Consider the following 20,350-nt stretch of genomic DNA (forward strand, 5'->3'; position numbering starts at 1 on the left):
GGCGGGCTTCTCGGTGGCTAGTAGGGCGTGTAGCCGCCGGCCTGCGCCGCGGGGGACTTCATCAGGTACTCCAGCGCCCGGGGGGTGGAGCAGACCTGGGAGGGGTGGTGACCGGGCTTGAGGTAGACGAGCCCCTCGATGATCAGCAGCCGGAAGACGCTCGGCACCAGGCCGGCCCTGGCCGCGCGCCGGTAGTCACGGAACATCGACAGCTTCGACGGCTTGCGCTCGATCGTCGGGTCGTTGCGCACCAGGAAGATCGCTCCGGCGATCAGCGCCCAGTACAGGAAGAACACCGAGGCCACCCAGCCGCCGACGCGGGTGAAGTAGCCGCCGCCGACCTTCTTGAACACGTCGAAGACGACCGAGCGGTGCTCGACCTCCTCGGCTCCGTGCCAGCGCAGGAGGTCGAGCATCGTGGGGTCGATGCCGGCCTTGTCGAGCCTGTCGTTCTCCATGATCCACTGGCCGAGGACCGCGGTGTAGTGCTCGATCGCCGACACGGCGGCCAGCTCGAAGCGGAGCATCCGCAGCCGGTTGCGCGGCTTCATCTTGGCGCGGTCGGCGGGCCGGGAGTCGTTGCCGGCCTTGGCCGCCTCGGTGATCTTCCGGTGGTCGACGCCGTGCCTGTCGAGCAGTTCGGTGAGGAAGCTGCCGTGCGCGCGGGCGTGGACCATCTCCTGGCCGATGAAGCCCTTGATCTCCTCGAGCAGCTTCTCGTCCTTGATCAGCGGCTTGGCGTCCTGGACGCACTGGATGAACCAGCGCTCGCCCTCGGGAAGCACGAGATGGAACGAGTTGATCATGTGGGTCGCGACGTAGTTGCCGGGGACCCAGTGCAGAGGCGTGTTCTCCCAGTCGAAGGCCACACGCCGAGCTTTGATCGGCGGGTGACGCTCGTCGACCTCGAACAACGGCAGGCCCACTGGTCCTCCTCGGCGGCGGCTGTCCCACAGGGATCTGGGGACTCCGCACTATGCCGAAGAGTTACCCGCGCGTACCACTACGTGCCGTGACAAACCGGGCGCAAAACCCCTAGCGTGCTTGACAAATTCGGGCGTCTGTCAAGCTCAGGGCCCCTCTTTGGCGATCAGGGCGGCGTCGTTCTCGTGGTGCTCGTTCATGAGCCTGCGCACCTTGGGCACGAACGCGAACAGCAGCGCGCCGACCGCGATGGCGAACAGCCCCGACCACAGGTAGTAGGCCGGGCTGGTGCCGCCGTCGGACAGCCGGGCGACCTGGCCGCCGATCGAGTCGCCCATCGCGGTCGCCAGGAACCACACGCCCAGCATCTGGGAGCTGAAGGCGGCCGGGGCCAGCCGGGTCGTCACCGACAGCCCGACGGGGCTGAGGCACAGCTCGCCGATGGTCTGGATCAGGTAGACCAGCACCAGCCAGAGGATCGAGACCTTGGTGCCGCCCTCCGCCACGCTCGCGGCCACCGACATCGCGACGAAGCTCAGGCCGGCCATGGTGAGGCCGATCGCGAACTTGAACGGAGTGCTGACCCGCGTGCCGGCCCGGGTCCAGATCCCGGCGAAGACCGGGGCGAGGACGATGATGAAGATCGGGTTGATGTTCTGGGTCCAGCTGGAGGGCATCTCCCAGCCGAAGATGCTCAGGTCGGTCTCGGTCGCCGCGAAGTTGGTGAGGGTCGTCGCGGCCTGGTCGTAGATCATCCAGAAGACCGCGGCCGCCAGGAACAGCCAGATGTAGGCCGTCATCTTCGAGCGCTCGTCGGGGGTGAGCCCGTGTTTTCCCTTGAGGATGTAGGCGAAGTAGGCGATCGGCACGACGATCGCGACGAGCGTCAGGAAGAACGTGACGGCGTCGAGGTCGAGCACGCCGAGGAGCCAGGCCGCCAGCGCGATGATCGCGAGGGCCGCCGCGGCCATGGCGAGCCACTGGAGCACGCGCCTCTTCTCGGCGGGGCTCAGCGGGTTCGACGGGTTGGCGCCGATGCCGCGCAGGTACTTGCCGCCCCACACGTACTGGATGAGGCCGATCGCCATGCCGAGCGCGGCGCAGGCGAACCCGAGGTGGTAGTTCACGTTCTGGCCGAGCCAGCCGACGATGAACGGCGCCAGCGAGCCGATGTTGATGCCCATGTAGAAGATGGAGAACCCGGCGTCGCGGCGGGACTCGGGCTCCCCGTCGTACAGGTGGCCGACCATCGCGGAGATGTTCGGCTTCAGCAGCCCGGTGCCGGCCACGATCAGGGCGAGACCGAGGTAGACGAAGCCCGCGCCGCCCGGGATCGCCATCGAGATGTGGCCCAGCATGATGATCACGCCACCGATGAAGATGGCCCTGCGCGGCCCGAACACGCGGTCGGCCAGCCATCCGCCGGGCAGCGCCGTCAGGTAGACCATGCCGAGGTAGACCCCGACGATCGCGTTGGCGGTGTCCTGGCTGAGCCCGAGCCCCCCGTCGGTGACCGAGTCCGCGAGGAACAGGGCCAGCAGCGCGCGCATGCCGTAGTAGCTGAAGCGCTCCCACAGCTCGGTCATGAACAGGGTGGAAAGGCCGCGCGGATGCCCGAAGAACGTCTTCTCCGGCTGAGGCTCGCTGGTCGTCACGCAGTGATCATTTCCCCGGCCCCCGCCTCCTGACGGCGGGGAAGGGGTAATCACTCGGTCATGGGACCGTTCCCGGAGGCCGGTGCGCCCAACTTTCGGCGCCGGGGACTTGCCCTCACCTGGCGGAACATGGTGCGATGTGGGCCGTAAGTGATCGCTGACTTTTTGCGGAGGCGCGCTCCCCATGGTTTCCACTCCCCAGGAACTCCGGGCCGAACTCGAGGCGGACATCGCCGGGAAGACCGTCTGCAGCGTGCTGCGGGACACCGCCGCCGAACACGGCGAACGGCCCGCCTACAGCGACCTCGGCGGATCCACGCTGACCTGGGCCGAGACCAGGCAGCGGACGCTGGAGATCGCCGCGGGCTTCGTCTCGCTGGGGATCAGGCCCGGCGAGGTCGTCGCGCTGATGATGCCGAACCGGTCGGAGCACGTCCTGGCCGACCTCGGCGCGGTCCACGCCGGCGCGGTGCCGAGCACGGTCTACGCGACGCTCGCCCCCGACCAGGTGCAGTTCATCGCCGAGAACTCCAAGGCCGTCTACGCGGTCCTCGACGGCCGCGACCAGCTCGGCCGCTGGCAGCCCGTCCTCGACCAGCTCCCCGACCTCCGCAAGGTCATCGTCATCGACGACTGCCCCGAGGGCGAGCCCTACCTGTCCTGGGCCGACTTCCTCGCCCTCGGCCGCGAGGCGCTGGCCGCCGACCCGTCCGAGGTCGACCGCCGCTGGCAGGCGGTCCTGCCGACCGACACCCTGACCGTGCTCTACACCTCGGGGACGACCGGCAACCCCAAGGGCGTGCTGATCACCCACCACATGGCCCTGTACGAGGCCCAGTGCTCCTCCCGGACGGCCGGGCTGCCCGACCACAACATCGGCGTCTCCTACCTGCCGTTCGCGCACATCGCCGACCGGGTCCTGTCGCTCTACCTGCCGATCGACCGGGCCGCCCACATCCACTTCTGCCCGGACCCGTCCCAGCTGACGACCGTCCTGCGGGAGGTGCGGCCGAACGCCTTCTTCGGGGTGCCGCGCGTCTGGGAGAAGATCATGGCCGGGATCCAGGCGTTCCTCGCCATGGAGACCGACGAGGCCAAGAAGGCGGCCGTCGAGGGCGCCATGGCCGTCGGCCGCGAGTACGTCGCGAGCCGCGAGTACGGCAACACCACCTCGCCCGAGCTCCAGGCGAGGTTCGAGGCCGTCGACTCGGCCGTCCTGTCGGTGATGCGCGGGCTGCTGGGCCTCGACCGGGTCGTCCACGCGATGAGCGCGGCGGCGCCGCTGCCCATCGAGGTCGCCCGGTTCTTCGCCGGCCTGGGCATCGCCATCCTGGACGTCTACGGCATGACCGAGACGACCGGCGCGGTCACCGCCAACCTGAGCGACTCGTTCAAGCTCGGGACCGTCGGGCGCCCCTTCCCCGGCTGCGAGCTCAAACTCGCCGAGGACGGCGAGATCCTCGTGCGCGGAGCCACCTGCACCGCCGGCTACCTGAACCGGCCCGAGGCCACCGCCGAGCTCCTCGACGCCGACGCCTGGGTGCACACCGGCGACATCGGCGAGCTCGACGCCGACGGCTTCCTCAAGGTCGTCGACCGCAAGAAGGAGATCATCATCACCGCGGGCGGCGAGAACATCGCCCCGTCGCTGATCGAGAACCACCTGAAGGAGCACCCGCTGGTCGGCCAGGCGCTGGCCTTCGGCGACCAGCGGCCCTACGTCGTCGCGCTGATCACCCTCGACGGCGAGGTCGCCCCGGTCTGGGCCGCGGCCCACGGCATCGAGCAGACCGACCTGGCGGCGCTGGCGGACAATCCGCTGGTGCTGGAGGAGATCTCCAAGGTCGTCGCGGACGCCAACACCCGGCTGGCCCGGGTGCAGCAGGTGAAGAAGTGGCACGTCCTGCCCGCCGAGTGGACCGCCGAGAGCGAGGAGCTCACCCCGACCCTCAAGCTCAAGCGCCGGGTCATCCACGGGAAGTACCTCGACTCCATCGACGCCCTCTACGGGTGATCTCCTTCGGAGCCGAGACGAGGCCCGGCCCCGTGCGGGGGCCGGGCCTCATCTCTCAGGCGACGGATCTTCAGGTGACGGATCTTCAGGTGATGGAGACGGCGGCGAAGACCGCGTCGAACCGCTTGCACCAGATGACGGCCGACTTGTACTTGGTGATGTCGGTCCCGGCGGGGATCGCGTAGTTCGAGCTGCCGGTGTTGCCCTTCAGCGTGGCCAGGGTGAGGTAGCCGGGGGGCAGCTGGCCGACCTGGTCGAAGGACTGCTCGGCCAGGACGACCTTCACGTCCGGGCCGTTGGAGGTCCGCAGGTCCTCCAGGCGCAGGAGGTGGCTGCCGTCCGGCTGCTTGTAGAGCTTGACGGTGCCGGTGGTCTCGCCGTGCGAGTACGACCGCCACTTTCCGCCCTCATAGACCTTCTCGGGTCCCTGCGGGGCCTGCTTCCCGTCGTCCTGGGGCTGTCCGGGGACCGCGGGCGCGACGGCCACGTCGGCGTCGTTCGCCCGGTCGTCCACCCACAGCTTCCACGGCTGGAAGGCCGCCATCGCGGCCACCAGGACCACCGCACCCACCGCGGCGACGAGCGCCGCCCATCCCTTTCGGCTCATGTCTCCATAGTCGCCCCGAACGGGCCGCGAGGGCGGGTCCCGCTGCTTACGACTCGGTGACGTCGGGCAGAATGCCACCATGATCGAGCTCGACTGGCTGCTGCCGCTGTTCGACTACGCGGGCATCGCCGTCTTCGCGATCACGGGCGCGCTGGCCGCCCTCCGCAAGCGCCTGGACATCGTGGGCGTCGTCGTCCTGGCCGCGATGACGGCCCTGGGCGGCGGCATCGTCCGCGACACGATGATCGGGACCCTGCCGCCCGCCGCCGCGACCAACATCGGCTACGTGATCATCCCGGTCGTCGCCGCGGTGATCGTCTACTTCTGGCATCCGCAGGTCAGCCGGATGCTGGGCGTCATCACCGTCCTGGACGCCGCCGGGCTCGGCCTGTTCTGCACGACCGGAGCCCAGAAGGCGCTGCTGCACGGCATCTCCCCGCTCCACGCGACGGTGCTCGGCGTCGTGACGGCGATCGGCGGCGGCATCATCCGCGACATGCTCAGCAACCAGGTCCCCGAGGTGCTCTCCGACCGGCAGCTGTACGCCGTCCCGGCGATCCTCGGCGCCGCGATCGTGGCGATCGCCTGGGCGCTGGACGTCAGGAACGGCTGGATCATCTTCGGCGCGACGCTCCTGGCCTTCACCCTGCGCATGATCGCCCTGCGCCGTTCGTGGCAGATCCCGGCGACCCCCGAGTTCACCACCTGAAGGTCAACAAAGCGCATGTATCGGGTGGAAAGCGGACACACCGGGTAGTTCTGGATCGAGGCGACTTCGCTCCCCGCGGGGTCCGCACCACGACGGGAGGAGGCGTTCATGACGATCTCAGGGATCATCAGCGCCATCGTCTTCGGCGCCATCATCGGCGCGCTCGGCCGCCTGGTGGTCCCGGGCCGCCAGAGCATGCCGATCTGGCTGACCACGGTGGTCGGCATCATCGCCGCGTTCGCGGGCACCGGTCTGGCCAGGATGTTCGACCTGAAGACCAGCGGCTTCAACTTCTGGGAGGTCCTCTTCCAGGTCGCCATCGCGGCGCTCGCCGTGTTCATCGTCGCGGCCCTCTGGCCGAAGAGCAGAGACGACTACTGATCGTCTCCTTCGATCCTGTCCATCCGTAGCCGCCGGGGCGCCCGCCCCGGCGGCTTTCGGCTGGTTCCGGGCGATTTTCATCGGATCATCGCGTACCGTGGGGGCTTCGTGTCGCCTGGGGACTCGGGGATCTTCTGTATGGAGCACGGCGCGTTCGAACTGCCGAGGATCGGTGTGCTGCTGAGGCACGCGCTGCCCCGGATCATCGAGGGCATCATCGCGCCCGTCGTCGTCTTCTACATCGCGCTCGTCGCGCTCGGGCAGACAGGGGCCGTCATCGTGGCCGTCGCCTGGGTGTTCGGCGCGATCGCCGTCCGGATGGCCCGTGGCCACGCGGTGCCGGGCGCCCTGATCCTCGCCGGGCTCGGCGTCACCGCCCGGGCCGCCCTGGCCTTCGGATCGGGCAACCCCAAGCTGTTCTTCCTCCAGCCGACCCTGGGCACGCTGCTCGTCAGCGGGACCTTCCTCGCCTCGGTCCCGCTCGGGCGGCCGATGGCCCAGAAGATCGCCACCGACATGATGCCGCTGCCCGAGGCCTTCCTCGCGCACGGCCGGGTCCGGCAGTTCTTCCTGCGCATCTCGCTGCTGTGGGCTCTGGTGTTCTTCGTCAACGCGACCTTCAGCCTCTGGCTGCTGTGGCACGAGTCGCTCGAGACCTTCCTGTGGCTGCGGACCAGTGTCGTCGCCCTGCTGTGGGTGGCGGCCTTCGGGGTGTCCCTGCACGGGTTCCAGCGGTGCCTTCGCCAGGTCAACGCCGAGAAGCGGCTGCCTGTCCTGGTTTGACCCTGGGAATCCGCTGAATACGGTGACTGTTACTTATTCAGGGGTTTCGGGGGGTTTTTGTGAGATTCGTCCGTCTAGTCGGGATCAGTGCCGTCTCCGGCGGCCTGCTGGCCGGCGCTGCCTGCGGCGGGGGAGGGACCGGCTCGCTGGTGGCCGAGAAGAAGGACGCCACGATCACCGTCTCCCCGGCCGACGGCACCGGCAAGGCCCGCCCCGACGCCCGCGTCCGGGTGACGGTCGCCGACGGTGAGCTGACCGACGTCAAGGTCACCGGCGGGGGCGAGGAGGTCGGGGGCACCTTCGACCGGGGCCGCGTGGCCTGGGTCGCCGAGGGCGGCCTCGCCCCGTCCACCGGTTACACGGTCACGGCCACCGCCGCGAACGGAGACGGCGAGAAGACCACCGTCACCACCGCCTTCACGACGCTGACCCCCGCGAAGCCGCTGAGCGTCACCGACGTCACGCCGGGGATCAAGGGCGAGACGGTCGGCGTGGGGATGCCGATCATCGTCACGCTCAACCGGGCCGTCACCGACCGCGACGCCGTCGTGCACGCCCTGAAGGTCACCGCGGAGAAGCCGGTCGAGGGGGCGTGGCGCTGGCTGAGCCCGACCCGGCTGGTCTACCGCACCCGGACCTACTGGCCCGCGCACCAGAAGGTCAGGCTCGACGCGGAGCTGACCGGGGTGAAGGCGGGCGCCGGCATCTACGGGGTCGCCGGGAGGAGCTGGTCCTTCGACGTGGGCGCCGCCCAGATCACGACGGTGGACGTCCGGCGGCACACCATGACCGTCAGGCGGGACGGCGAGGTCGTCAAGACCACGCCGATCAGCGCGGGCAACGGGACGACCCGCGAGTACACCACGACCAACGGCGTCCATCTGGTGATGGGCAAGTCCAATCCTGAGACGATGATCTCGCCGGGAAAGAAGCCGGGAGACCCCGGCTACTACAAGATCATCGCCAACTACGCGGTCCGTTTCTCGGCCTCCGGTGAATACGTCCACTCGGCCCCGTGGTCGGTCGGTTCACAGGGCCGCGCCAACGTCTCGCACGGCTGCGTCAACGCGAGCCCCGCCGCGGCGAAGTGGTTCTACGACCAGTCCCAGCGGGGCGACGTCATCAAGGTGACCGGCACGGACCGCGAGCTCGAGCCCGGAAACGGCTGGGGTTACTGGCAGATCCCCTTCTCGTCTTGGGCGAACTGAGCGGCGGGCTGAGCGGGTGAACTGACGGCGGCCGAGAGCGTTTGGACAACCGCTCATTGCGGGTACTTATCAATGTCTTGTGAATTCCGAACCCCGTGCCGTACCAGGTCGTCTCAACCGTTAATGTCTCCTGTACGTGCCTTTGCGGTCGGAGGGATCGCGGCATGTACGGGGTTAACGGAGGTTGAAGCGGTGCGTCGGGAAAAGCTGGGCTTGGTCGGAATCGTCAGTGTCGCCGCCCTGACGGCCGCCTGCAGCTCGGGGGGCGGCGGCGGAGGGACCGGCGGTCCCGGCGGATCGGCCAAGGAGCCCGCCGCTCCGGTCGTCACCATCACCCCCGCCGACGGCACGGGCAAGGCCAAGCCGGAGCAGGGCATCTCCGTGAAGACGGACATCGGGGCGCTGCAGAGCGTCAAGGTGCAGCTCAAGGGCAAGGACGTGCCCGGGGCCATGAACGCGGACAAGACCTCCTGGAAGTCGGCCTGGACCCTCCAGCCCAACGCCTCCTACACGGTCGAGGCGGTCGCGGCGGGGGAGCAGGGCAAGACCACCACTGCCACCAGCAGCTTCAAGACGCTCAAGCCCGCGAGCACGCTGGGCCTGGAGTACAACATCCCCTCGGGCGGCGACACGGTCGGCGTCGGGATGCCGGTCGTCCTCAACTTCGACCAGCCGGTCGTCGACAAGAAGGCCGTCGAGAAGTCCCTGGTCGTGGAGTCCAAGTACGCCAACGAGGGCGCCTGGTACTGGTACACCGACAAGCAGGTGATCTTCCGGACCAAGAAGTACTGGAAGGCCTACCAGACCATCAAGGTCACCGGGCACCTGGCGGGCGTCAAGGCCGCCAAGAACGTCTACGGCGCCAGTGACTTCACCCTGAAGTTCAAGATCGGCTCACAGAGCATCAGCACGGTGAACACCAAGACCCACCGCATGGTCGTGAAGGTCGACGGCAAGAAGAAGTGGGACGTCGGCATCTCGGCCGGCAAGGCCACCGAGCGCAAGTACACGACGACCAGCGGCATCCATCTCACGATGGACAAGAAGAACCCCGAAACGATGATCTCCCCGGGGATCAAGGAGGGCGAGCCCGGCTACTACAAGGAGATCGTCCCCTACGCGGTCCGCATCTCCTACAGCGGCGAGTACGTTCACTCGGCGCCGTGGTCGGTCGGCTCCCAGGGCCGGGCCAACGTCTCGCACGGCTGCGTGAACGCCCCGCCCTCGTTCGCCCGTGAGTACTACGGCACCTCCAAGTGGGGCGACATCGTCGACATCAAGGGCACCACCCGGGAGCTCGAGTTCGACAACGGCTACGGCTGGTGGCAGAAGCCGTGGAAGCAGTGGATCCTCGGCAGCGCCTTCGACAAGCCGGTCTCCACCGCGCCTCAGGGCGACCCCACGACGGCCCCCGACGCGACCACTCCGGCGACGGGCACGCCCACCACCCCGGGCACGACCACCCCCACGACTCCCGCTGAGAGCCCCGTCGCATGACACACCGTAAGACCGCCGCGCTGACCGGCGCGGCGCTGCTGCTGACCGCTGCCTGCTCCACCTCCAAGGGCGGCGACGACCCCGGCACGAACGAACAGGCCAAGCCCGAGGCCAGCGCGCCCCAGCTGACGATCAGCCCGGCGGACGGCACCGGCAAGGTCAAGCCGGAGAGCAAGATCACCGTGACGGCCGCCAACGGCTCGATCGAGACGGTCAAGGTCACGGTCGGCGGCAGGAAGGTCCCCGGCGAGATGTCCGCGGACAAGGCCTCCTGGAAGTCCGCCTGGACCCTCAAGCCCGGCGCGACCTACAAGGTCGAGGCCACCGCGGCCAACCCCGAGAACAAGAGCACCACGGCGAGCAGCACGTTCAAGACGCTCAAGGCGGCCGCGACCTTCGGGATCCTCGACATCACCCCGTCGGCGGGCGAGAAGGTCGGGGTCGGCATGCCGATCACGGTCACGTTCGACCGCGAGATCACCGACAGGAAGTCCGTGGAGCGGGCGCTGGAGGTGCGGTCCGACAAGGCCGCCACCGGCGCCTGGTACTGGACCGCCGGCAACCAGGCGATCTTCCGGACCAAGAACGGCAAGTACTGGGCGGCGAACCAGAACGTCCGGCTGATCGCCCACCTGACCGGGGCCAAGGCCGCCAAGGGTGTTTACGGCACCGCGGACAAGAGCCTCAAGTTCAAGATCGGCGACTCGCACATCAGCGTCGTCGACACCAAGAAGAAGCACATCACCGTCAGGATCAACGGCAAGAAGAAGAAGTACATCCCGATCAGCGCGGGCAAGGGCGGCCGGTTCGTCGGCGGCGTCGACACCTACCTGACGACCAGCGGCGTCCACCTGACCATGCAGAAGTACCTGGTCGAGACCATGACGTCGGCCTGGATGGGCGTCGACCCGAAGGACAAGAAGAACGGCGGCTACGAGGAGAAGATCCCCTACGCCGTCCGCATCTCCGACTCCGGCGAGTACGTGCACTCCATGGCCAGCCGCGTCTGGGGTATGGGCCGCTACAACCTCAGCCACGGCTGCGTGAACGCCCCGCCCGCCTTCGCCCAGTGGTTCTACGGCATCTTCCAGCGCGGTGACGTCGTCACCGTGACGGGCACCAAGCGCAAGCTGGCCTGGAACAACGGCTGGAGCTTCTACCAGATGCCCTGGAAGGAGTGGGTGAAGGGCGGCGCTCTCGACCGCGAGATCAGCACGGGGCCCGCCGCCGACGAGGAGGCCTCCCCCTCCCCGGCGCCCTCCACTCCGGCCTCGCCTTCCGTCTCGCCCTCCGCACCGGTCTCGCCTTCGACGCCGGTCTCTTCCACGCCTTCGGTGTCGGCTTCCTGACCGGCCCGTAATGGGTGACTAATTGCTTTAGTCCGTAAAATCCGTTTCATTGATTTCGCGGGCCGTCCCTGCTTCCTGAACAGGCTCCGAGGGCGACGTCCCTGGTCGGGAGCTTGTCCGGGAGGTCGGGGAAGGGCGTGATGGGCTCGTTGCGGGTGAGTTCATCGAAGTCGGCGGCGAAAAGGGGCGGGATCGGCCATGCTTCTAGCTCGCGAACGAATTTCAGGACTGATGTATTGAGGCATGGAGACGTTGCGGAACTCTGAGGGTGCCGGTAGAACTCCGAAGATGGACATCGTCGAGGTGATCGATCCGGCCGACGGGCAGCTCGACGCCTGGCATGACCTGGTGTCCGCCGCGCTCCGGCACGACCATCCGGGGGAGCCCGAGCCCGATCCGGCGCAGACCGTCGGCTGGCTGCTCGGCGGCCCGCGCGGACGGCTGTGGGCCGTCCCCCAGGGCGACGGGTTCGGCGCCGTGGCCGCGCTGCGGCTGCCGGGCACCCCCGCGACCAGGGCCGGGGAGATCGAGATCCATGTGCGCCCCGGGCTGCGGCGGCGGGGGCTCGGCACCGCGCTGCTGCGGGAGGCCGCGGCGGCGCTCCGGGCCGAGGGACGGCGCACCGCGATCGCGCAGGCGCTCGCCGGCACCCCCGCGGTCCCGTTCCTGGAGGGCAACGGGTTCCGGTGCGTGCTGACCACCCGCGGCATGGTGCTGCCGCTGGCCGCGGCCGAGCCCGCCGGGCTGGCCGCGCTGAACCCGCCCGGCTACCGGCTCGTGCGCTGGACCGGGCCCGTCCCCGACCGGCTGGCCGTCGCCTACGCCTACGCCAAGCGGGCCATGGCCGACCACACCGACGGCCGCGGCTCGGCCTGGAACGCCGACAAGGTCCGCGAGACCGGCGAGGCCGTGGCCAAGCGCGGCGACGACCTCTACACGGTCGCGGCGCTCTACGGCCCCCAGATGGCGGGCTTCACCGAGATCGTCGTGCCCGGCGACGCCCCCGAGCGGGCGTTCCAGTACGACACCGCGGTCGTGCCCGAGCACCGGGGTCGCCGCCTCGGCATCTGGCTGAAGGCCGTCATGCTCACCTGGCTGCGCGACGAGCGTCCCGAGGTGCTGGAGATCGAGACCGACAACGCCGACGACAACGCCCACATGCTGGCCGTCAACCGGGAGCTGGGGTTCCAGCCGCAGCGCGAGTACCGGGAGTACGAGGCGGCCGTGGCCGACCTGCCGTGATCGGCGGGGCGTGACGGATCTAGGATGGTCTGGTGACTTCGGGTGAATATCTGAGGTACCCGCACCTGCGCGGGGATCTGCTGACCTTCGTGGCCGAGGACGACGTCTGGCTGGCCTCCCTCGACGGGGGGCGGGCGTGGCGCCTGTCGGCGGACCGCTCGCCGGTCAGCCATCCCCGGCTGTCGGCCGACGGCTCCAAGGCCGCCTGGACGACCTGGCGGGACGGCGACCCCGAGGTCCATCTCGCCTCCGTCGACGGCGGCCCGAGCGAGCGCCTCACCCACTGGGGCTCGGCGACGACCCGGGTGCGGGGCTGGACCCCGTCGGGACGGGTGCTGGCGACCAGCTCGACCGGCCAGCCGTTCTCGCACTTCACCTGGGCCTACGCGGTCCCCATCGACGGCTCCACGGCGGCCAGGCTGCCGTACGGGATCGTCGAGGACATCAGCCTGGCCGGTGAGCACCGCTCCGAGCTGGCGGCCTTCATCACCGGCGGAGCCAGCGAGCCCGCCCGCTGGAAGCGGTACCGCGGCGGCGGCATGGGACGCCTGTGGACGGGCCCCGCGCTCGAACCCGCCGAGTACCGCACCGAGGCCGACGGCGAGCTGAGCGTCGGCGAGGGCCACTTCACCCGGATCCTGTCCGGCCTCGGCGGGCACGTCGACTCCATCATGATCGTCGGCGGCCGGGTGGCGTTCCTGTCCGACCACGAGGGGCTGGGCGCGCTCTACTCCTGCGGCTTCGACGGCGACGACCTGCGCAGGCACAGCGACAACGACGTCTTCTACGCCCGGCACGCCGCCACCGACGGCTCGCGCGTCGTCTACTCCTCGGCCGGGCGGATCTGGATCGTCGACGACCTCGACAGCCCGCCGCGCGCCCTGCCGATCAGGCTCGGCGGCTCCGGGACGGCCCGCAGGCCCCGCCTGATCACCGGCGAGGACGAGCTGGGCGGGTTCTCCTGCGACGACACCGGCCGGGCCAGCGCCGTCGAGGTCGCCGGCACCGTCCACTGGCTGACCCACCGGGACGGGCCCGCCCGCACCCTGGCCTCCGACCCGAAGTCGCGCGCCCGCAGGCCCACGGTCCTCGGCGCGGGCACCGGGGGAGTGGCCTGGCTGGTCGACGCGGGCACCGACCTGCCGGGAGACGCCCTCGAGGTGGCGCCCGCCGCCGGGATCGAGCCCGGCTCCACGCCGCGCCGCCTGGCCGCGGGCAAGCTCGGCTGGGCCGCCGACCTGGTCTCCGCCCCCGACGGGGTGCGGGTGGCCGTCACCACCAAGGACGGCCAGCTCCTGCTGGTGGAGATCGAGTCGGGGGAGACCTCCGAGCTGGCCTCGACCGGGAACGGCCGGATCGAGGACGTCGTGTTCTCGCCCGACTCCGAGTGGCTGGCCTGGTCGGAGCCCGAGATCTCTCCGCTGCGCAGGATCCGGCTGATGCGGCTCAACGACCGGACCGTCGTGGACGTCACCGACGGCCGGTTCGAGGACTCCTCGCCCTGCTTCACCCTCGACGGCAGGTTCCTGGCGTTCCTGTCGTGGCGCGGCTTCGACCCCGTCTACGACCAGCACGTGTTCGACCTGTCGTTCCCGTTCGGCTGCCGTCCCTATCTGCTGCCGCTGGCGGCCTCGACCCCGTCGCCGTTCGCGCCGTCGGTGGAGGGGCGTCCTGCCTCGGGGGACGAGGAGAAGAAGGACGAGGAGGACGGCAGGGCCGTCGTCGACCTCGAGGGGCTGCCGGCGCGGGTCGTGCCGTTCCCGGTCGAGGCCTCCCGCTACGCGGCGATGAGCGCGGTCAAGGGCGGCGTGGTCTGGATGAAGATCCCGCTGTCGGGCGAGCTCGGCGAGAGCGGCCCGACCCCCGACTCCTCGCCGCTGCGGCCCACGCTGGAGCGGTTCGACTTCGCCTCGCGCAAGTGCGAGGAGATCGTCGACCCGCTGGACTCCTACGCCGTCAGCGGCGACGGCGAGCGGCTGGTGATCCGCGACCGGGGCGCGCTGAAGGTCGTGCCGTCCGACCGGTCCGCCGACGGCGACGACGTCGTCAAGGTCGACCTGTCCAGGGCGCGCGCCACCTTCGATCCGCGCAGCAGGTGGGAGCTGGCCTTCGCCGAGGCGGGGCGGATCACGCGGCACGAGTTCTGGAAGGAGGGGGTCCTCGACCTCATCTCCTGGCACGACGTGCTGGAGCGGTACCGGCCGCTGCTGGACCGGGTCGCCACCCCTGACGACTTCGCCGACCTGCTCTGGGAGGTCCAGGGCGAGCTCGGCACGTCCCACGCCTACGTGGCCCGCGCCCGGTACGGCCGGGCGGGCGACTGGCTCGGGATGCTCGGCGCCGACCTGCACCGCGACGGCGACGTCTGGCGGATCATCCGGATCCTGCCCGGTGAGACCTCCGACCCACGCGCCCGCGCCCCGCTGGCCGGGCCCGGCATCGTGGTCAGGCCGGGCGACATCCTGCTGGAGATCGACGGCCGTCCCGTCGACGCGGTGACGGGCCCCGGGCCGCTGCTGGCGGGGATGGCCGACAGCCCGATCGAGCTGACGATCGGCCCGCGCGACGGGGGAACACCACGCAGAGTGGCGGTCGTCCCGCTCGTCGACGACGAGCGGCTGCGCTACCAGGACTGGGTGACCGAGCGACGCAGGCATGTGCGGGAGTCCAGTTCCGGCCGCCTCGGCTATCTTCACATCCCCGACATGGTGGGCTTCGGCTGGGCGCAGCTCCACCGCGACCTGCGGGTGGAGGCGGGGCTCGACGGCCTCATCGTGGACCTGCGCGGCAACCGCGGCGGCCACACCTCGCAGCTCATCGTCGAGAAGCTCTCACGGAAGATCATCGGCTGGGACGTCCCCCGCCACCGCAGGCCGTCGCCCTATCCCGACAACGCTCCGCGCGGCCCGATCGTGGCCGTCGTGGACGAGCGGGCGGGCTCGGACGGCGACATCATCGCGGCCGCGATCAAGACCCTCGGCCTGGGCAAGGTCGTCGGCACCCGCACCTGGGGCGGGGTCGTCGGCATCGACGGCTGGCACCGGCTGGCCGACGGCTCGTCGATCACGGTGCCCAAGTACGCCACCTGGTTCGACGCCTACGGATGGGACCTGGAGAACCACGGCGTCGACCCCGACATCGAGGTCGTCATGACGCCCGAGGACTGGGTGAAGTGCCGCGATCCCCAGCTCGACGCCGCCATCGGCCTCGCCCTGGAGGAGCTGGAGCAGCACCCGCCGGCCCGGCCGCCGTCCGGTTAGGGCCTGTCTCGAAGTCAACTGCCCTGCTGCGCGACGCCCAGGCACGCACCCTGGAGGCTTGTCGTCAGTCGCCAGCCACACCAGGCTGACTCCCTCCTCCGCACCACCAGGGCACGCACCTGAACGCCGCTCGCCACGGGCGCCGACTCCGAGACAGGCCCTAGCCGTTGAGGAAGCGCTCCAGGGGGAGGGTGGCCGCGCCCAGGGCGACGGCGTCGGGGCCGAGCCTGCACAGCTCGATCGAGGTGGTCGAGAACGGGTGGGTCAGGGAGTGGCGGCGGGCCGTCTCGCGGAGCGCCTCCAGGTAGCGTTCGCCGAGGAGCAGGCCCGCCCAGCCGCCGAGGATGATCCGCTCGGGGTTGAGCAGGTTGATCAGGCCGCCGAGGCTCGCGCCCAGGTAGAGGACCGTCTCGTCCATGATCTTCTGCCCGATGGTGCCGGGGGTCCCGGCCTCCAGGAGCATGGCCGCGAGGGCGGTCTCCTGGTCGCCCTGGGCGGGCACGCCGCCCGCCTCCTCGTAACGTTCCAGCATCGCCTCGGCGCCGACATAGGCCTCCAGGCAGCCCACGTTGCCGCAGCGGCAGGTCCGCCCGCCGACGATCACGGGCGTGTGCCCCCACTCGCCCGCGCTGGCGGTGGAACCCCGGTCGGCGCTGCCGTGGCTGATGATCGCGGCCCCGACGCCGGAGCCGATCAGGCCGATGATCGCGTTCTGGGCGCCCCGGCCGGAGCCGAACCACAGCTCGGCCTGGCCCATGGTGTTCGCACCGTTGTCGATGCGCAGCGGCAGGTCGGTGCCCGCCCGCAGGAGCCGTTCCAGGGGCACGTCGCGCCATCCGAAGGTCTGGGCGTCGACGGAGACCTCGGGGTGCTGCTGCACCACGCCGGGCACGCCGACGCCGACCCCGAGGATCGATCCGGAGTGGACGCCGCTGTCGGTCAGCACGGTGGAGATCCCGGCCAGTATCGCGGCGACGACGGCCTCCGCGTCGTGCTGGCGCGGGTCGAGGGGGAAGTCGGCCTTGGCCCGCTCGGTCATGCCGAGGTCGAACAGCTCGACCTGCACCCGGGTCTCGCCCACGTCCACGCCGATCACGTAGCCGTACTCGGGATTGACCCGCAGGAGCACCCGGGGACGCCCGCCGTCGGAGTCGACGGAGCCGACCTCGGCCACTATCCCGTCGTCGATCAGCTCACGCATCACGTTGCTCACCGAGGCGGGGGACAGGCCCGTGGCGGTGCTCAGCTCCTGCCGGCTGCGGGCTCCGCCGAAGTACAGCGACCACAGCAGCACCGACCGGTTGTCCCGACGCAGATCGCGCACAGTGCCCCGTTTGCGCTCCGCCAACGTGGTCCCACCTTCCCGGTTCTTCGTTCCCACCTGCATCTTCCTCCACGTCGTGAAGGAAGTCATCTTCAGGGGTTGACGATGGCGTTTCTCAGCGCTTAAATCAAGCCCTGAAATAAGCCGTGTCTCAAGTCACAGTCTGTCATCTCCACTCCTCAGCTGCGAATAGGGTCACGGCCGAACGTCCTCCTACCCCCAAGGGACCCCCATGCGTATCGGAAAGATCGCTCCGGCGCTCGCACTGGCGCTCGTCGCCGCCACCACGGCGGCCTGCGGCGGCGGCGACGACAAGGGCGGCAGCGCCCCCAAGGAGCTCACTTACTGGGCCTCCAACCAGGGCACGAGCCTCGACAACGACAAGGCCGTCCTGCAGCCGGAGCTCGACAAGTTCGAGAAGCAGACCGGGATCAAGGTCAAGCTCGAAGTCGTCAGCTGGGACACGCTGCTCAACCGCATCCTCGCCGCCACCACCTCCGGCCAGGGCCCCGACGTTCTGAACATCGGCAACACCTGGTCCGCGTCGCTCCAGGCGACCGGCGCGTTCCTGCCCTTCGACGACCCCACCCTCGAGAAGATCGGTGGCAAGTCCCGCTTCCTCGGCCCGTCCCTCGCCGCCACCGGCGCGAACGGCCAGGCCCCGGTCGGCGTCCCGATCTACGGTCAGGCCTACGGCCTGTACTACAACAAGAAGCTGTTCAAGGCCGCGGGCATCGAGAAGCCCCCGGCGACCTGGGAAGAGCTGATCGCCGACGGCAAGAAGCTCACCGACCCGAAGAAGGGCCAGTGGGGGCTGTCCCTCCAGGCCGGCCAGGTCACCGAGAACGTCCACCACGCGGCGATCCTCGGCGCGCAGCACGGCGCGGAGTTCTTCGGCGCCGATGGCAAGCCGCAGATCGCCTCCGACCCGGCGGTGAACGCGGTCCAGCAGTTCATCGACCTGATGCAGACGCACAAGATCGTCAACCCGGCCAACGCGGAGTACACCGACACCGCCAAGTCCCTCAAGGACCTGTCGGACGGCAAGGCCGCCATGTTCATGAACCAGGCCTCCGCCGGCTCGTTCAAGAACATCGGGATGAACATGGACGACCTGGGCGTCGCGCCGATCCCGCTGCCCGGCACCCCGCCCGCCAACAGCCGGAAGGTGACCAGCTTCGTCGCCGGCATCAACATGTCCGTGTTCAAGAACACCAAGAACAAGGACGCCGCCCTCGAGTTCGTCAAGTTCATGACGTCCGCCCCCGAGCAGGCGCTGCTGAACAAGACCTACGGCTCGCTGCCGACCGTCCAGGACGCCTACAGCGACCCGGCCTTCCAGACCGACGACGTCAAGGTGTTCCAGAACGTCCTCGGCACCACGGCCGAGCCGATGCCGCAGGTCCCGCAGGAGAGCCAGTTCGAGACCCTCGTGGGCACCGCCATGAAGACGATGTTCGCGGACGTCGCGGCCGGCAAGACGGTCGACGCCAAGACGATCAAGGACCAGCTGACCCAGGCGGACCAGCAGATCGCGGCCGGTAGCTAATCCCTATGGCCACCGCTGTGAAGCACGCCCCGGCCGCGAAGGCGGCCGGGGCCCCCCGACCCCGGAGCCCGTGGGTGAAGCGCCGACGGCTGGCGCTGCCCTATCTCCTCCTGCTCCCGGCCCTGCTGCTGGAGCTGCTCATCCACCTCATCCCGATGCTGGTCGGGATCGGGATGAGCTTCCTCAAGCTGACCCAGTTCTACATCCGCAACTGGTCCGCGGCGCCGAACGCGAAGTTCGACAACTACAAGTTCGTCCTGGACTTCGACGCCGCCGCCGGCAAGTCCCTGCTCCACTCGTTCTGGGTCACCTGCGAGTACACGGTGCTCTCGGTGGGCCTGTCCTGGCTCTTCGGCACCGCCGCGGCGGTGCTCATGCAGCGCCGGTTCCGCGGCAGGGACATGCTGCGGACCCTGTTCCTCATCCCGTACGCGCTGCCGATGTACGCCGCGGTCATCACCTGGTCGTTCATGTTCCAGCGCGACACCGGCATGGTGAACAGCATCCTGGGCGGCCAGACCTTCTGGCTGATCGGCGACAACAGCTTCTGGGCGCTGCTGACCGTCTCGGTCTGGCGGTCCTGGCCGTTCGCCTTCCTCATCGTCATGGCCGGGCTGCAGAACATCCCGGGCGACCTCTACGAGGCGGCGGCCATCGACGGGGCGGGCTGGTGGCGCCAGCTGCGGGCCATCACCCAGCCGATGCTCCGCCCGGTCAACCAGGTCCTGTTCCTGGTGCTGTTCCTGTGGACCTTCAACGACTTCAACACCCCGTACGTCCTGTTCGGCGCGTCCGCGCCGCGCGAGGCGTCGCTGATCTCGATCCACATCTACCAGAGCTCGTTCGTGACCTGGAACTTCGGACTCGGCTCGGCCATGTCGGTGCTGCTGCTGCTGTTCCTGCTGCTGGTCACCGCCGTGTACCTGGGAATCACGTCCCGCAGGAGGAAAGCGCATGTCTGAGCCCCGCTGGGTCGGCTGGGCCCGCCGCATCGTCCTCGGCTTCCTCGCGCTGTTCACGCTGCTGCCGCTCTACGCGATGATCTCGTCGTCGCTGAAGCCGCTCGGCGACGTGCAGGGCGACTGGCACTGGATCCCGACGTCGATCACGCTCCGTCCGTTCATCGACATCTGGAAGACCGTCCCGCTCGCCAAGTACTTCATGAACAGCCTGATCATCTCGGGCTCGGCGACCGTCTGCTCCGTGATCATCGCGATCTTCGCCGCCTACTCCATCAGCCGGTTCAAGTTCCGCGGCCGCGGGATCTTCTCCGTGACCGTCCTGTCGACCCAGATGTTCCCCGGCATCCTGTTCCTGCTGCCCCTGTTCATCATCTTCGTCAACATCGGCAACACCACCGGGATCGTCCTGTACGGCTCCCGGCTCGGATTGATCGTCACCTACCTGACCTTCTCGCTGCCCTTCGCGATCTGGATGCTCGCGGGCTACTTCGACTCGATCCCGAAGGAGCTCGACGAGGCCGCCATGGTCGACGGCAACGGCCCGATCGGGGCGCTGCTGCGGGTGGTCATCCCGGCCGCCATGCCCGGCATCGTCGCGGTCAGCATCTACTCCTTCATGACCGCCTGGGGCGAGGTCCTCTTCGCCTCCGTGATGACCGACTCCGACACCCGGACGCTCGCCGTCGGGCTCCAGGAGTACTCGACCCAGGTCCAGGTCTACTGGAACCAGGTCATGGCCGCGTCGTTGATCGTCTCCGTTCCCATCGTCATCGGATTCCTGCTGCTCCAGCGCTTCCTCGTCGCGGGCCTGACCGCCGGCGCCGTCAAGTAACGCCCTTAAGCACCGCAGCTCACATCCCTTTTCGCCACTTCCTTAGGTGAGGTC

16 protein-coding genes are annotated in these 20,350 nt (G+C 69.3%); 12 read left to right on the plus strand and 4 right to left on the minus strand.

What is annotated here, in order from left to right:
- Window positions 1-17 precede the first annotated feature (17 nt).
- Window positions 18-926, minus strand: a complete 909-nt coding sequence (locus ABD785_RS11075; protein ID WP_344825736.1) for a metal-dependent hydrolase — start codon at window positions 924-926, stop codon at window positions 18-20.
- A 144-nt stretch (window positions 927-1,070) separates the two neighbouring features.
- Entirely contained in the window at window positions 1,071-2,579 is a 1,509-nt protein-coding gene (locus ABD785_RS11080; RefSeq protein WP_344825739.1) for a peptide MFS transporter, read from the minus strand.
- Between the two features lie 184 nt (window positions 2,580-2,763).
- Here ABD785_RS11080 and ABD785_RS11085 point away from each other — a divergent pair, with 184 nt between their 5' ends.
- Window positions 2,764-4,593 carry an AMP-dependent synthetase/ligase gene (locus ABD785_RS11085; RefSeq protein ID WP_344825742.1) on the plus strand — a complete coding sequence of 610 codons (1,830 nt, stop codon included), beginning with the start codon at window positions 2,764-2,766 and terminating at the stop codon, window positions 4,591-4,593.
- 85 nt (window positions 4,594-4,678) lie between these two features.
- Here the strand turns inward: ABD785_RS11085 and ABD785_RS11090 are convergent, their stop codons facing one another.
- The gene (locus tag ABD785_RS11090) at window positions 4,679-5,200 is read right to left on the minus strand and encodes a DM13 domain-containing protein (protein WP_344825745.1); all 522 of its coding nucleotides are present in this window, start codon (window positions 5,198-5,200) and stop codon (window positions 4,679-4,681) included.
- A gap of 79 nt (window positions 5,201-5,279) precedes the next feature.
- On the opposite strand from ABD785_RS11090, the gene ABD785_RS11095 reads away from it, so the two are divergent.
- The 8 genes from ABD785_RS11095 (at window position 5,280) to ABD785_RS11130 (ending at window position 15,629) form a co-directional block, all read left to right on the plus strand.
- Window positions 5,280-5,909 carry a trimeric intracellular cation channel family protein gene (locus ABD785_RS11095; protein WP_344825748.1) on the plus strand — a complete coding sequence of 210 codons (630 nt, stop codon included), beginning with the start codon at window positions 5,280-5,282 and terminating at the stop codon, window positions 5,907-5,909.
- A 108-nt stretch (window positions 5,910-6,017) separates the two neighbouring features.
- Window positions 6,018-6,290, plus strand: a complete 273-nt coding sequence (locus tag ABD785_RS11100; RefSeq protein WP_344825751.1) for a GlsB/YeaQ/YmgE family stress response membrane protein — start codon at window positions 6,018-6,020, stop codon at window positions 6,288-6,290.
- A 138-nt stretch (window positions 6,291-6,428) separates the two neighbouring features.
- Entirely contained in the window at window positions 6,429-7,073 is a 645-nt protein-coding gene (locus ABD785_RS11105) for a VC0807 family protein (RefSeq protein ID WP_344825754.1), read from the plus strand.
- A 59-nt stretch (window positions 7,074-7,132) separates the two neighbouring features.
- Window positions 7,133-8,281, plus strand: coding sequence for a L,D-transpeptidase (locus tag ABD785_RS11110; protein ID WP_344825757.1), 1,149 nt, complete (start codon window positions 7,133-7,135; stop codon window positions 8,279-8,281).
- A gap of 192 nt (window positions 8,282-8,473) precedes the next feature.
- Window positions 8,474-9,778, plus strand: a complete 1,305-nt coding sequence (locus ABD785_RS11115) for a L,D-transpeptidase (RefSeq protein ID WP_344825760.1) — start codon at window positions 8,474-8,476, stop codon at window positions 9,776-9,778.
- Window positions 9,775-11,127 (plus strand): L,D-transpeptidase, encoded by a 1,353-nt coding sequence (locus ABD785_RS11120; RefSeq protein ID WP_344825763.1) that lies wholly within the window; start codon window positions 9,775-9,777, stop codon window positions 11,125-11,127. The genes ABD785_RS11115 and ABD785_RS11120 overlap by 4 nt, the downstream gene beginning before the upstream one ends.
- 288 nt (window positions 11,128-11,415) lie before the next feature.
- Complete coding sequence (locus tag ABD785_RS11125; protein ID WP_344825766.1) at window positions 11,416-12,369, plus strand: GNAT family N-acetyltransferase; 954 nt, start codon at window positions 11,416-11,418, stop codon at window positions 12,367-12,369.
- Between the two features lie 32 nt (window positions 12,370-12,401).
- A complete protein-coding gene (locus ABD785_RS11130; protein ID WP_344825769.1) occupies window positions 12,402-15,629 on the plus strand; it encodes a S41 family peptidase in 3,228 nt (1,075 codons plus the stop codon).
- Between the two features lie 160 nt (window positions 15,630-15,789).
- On the opposite strand, the gene ABD785_RS11135 is transcribed toward ABD785_RS11130, so the two are convergent.
- The gene (locus ABD785_RS11135; RefSeq protein WP_344825772.1) at window positions 15,790-16,953 is read right to left on the minus strand and encodes an ROK family transcriptional regulator; all 1,164 of its coding nucleotides are present in this window, start codon (window positions 16,951-16,953) and stop codon (window positions 15,790-15,792) included.
- Window positions 16,954-17,185: 232 nt separating this feature from the next.
- On the opposite strand from ABD785_RS11135, the gene ABD785_RS11140 reads away from it, so the two are divergent.
- The 3 genes from ABD785_RS11140 to ABD785_RS11150 are packed head-to-tail and all read left to right on the plus strand — an operon-like array spanning window position 17,186 to window position 20,296.
- Window positions 17,186-18,502, plus strand: a complete 1,317-nt coding sequence (locus ABD785_RS11140; protein ID WP_344825775.1) for an ABC transporter substrate-binding protein — start codon at window positions 17,186-17,188, stop codon at window positions 18,500-18,502.
- Between the two features lie 5 nt (window positions 18,503-18,507).
- On the plus strand, window positions 18,508-19,464 hold the full coding sequence (locus ABD785_RS11145) for a carbohydrate ABC transporter permease (protein ID WP_344825777.1): 957 nt from the start codon (window positions 18,508-18,510) through the stop codon (window positions 19,462-19,464).
- Complete coding sequence (locus ABD785_RS11150; protein WP_344825779.1) at window positions 19,457-20,296, plus strand: carbohydrate ABC transporter permease; 840 nt, start codon at window positions 19,457-19,459, stop codon at window positions 20,294-20,296. The genes ABD785_RS11145 and ABD785_RS11150 overlap by 8 nt, the downstream gene beginning before the upstream one ends.
- The last annotated feature ends 54 nt before the right edge of the window (window positions 20,297-20,350 follow it).

Origin of the sequence: Actinocorallia longicatena (assembly GCF_039534125.1) — a bacterium.
Taxonomy (GTDB): Bacteria; Actinomycetota; Actinomycetes; order Streptosporangiales; family Streptosporangiaceae; genus Actinocorallia; species Actinocorallia longicatena.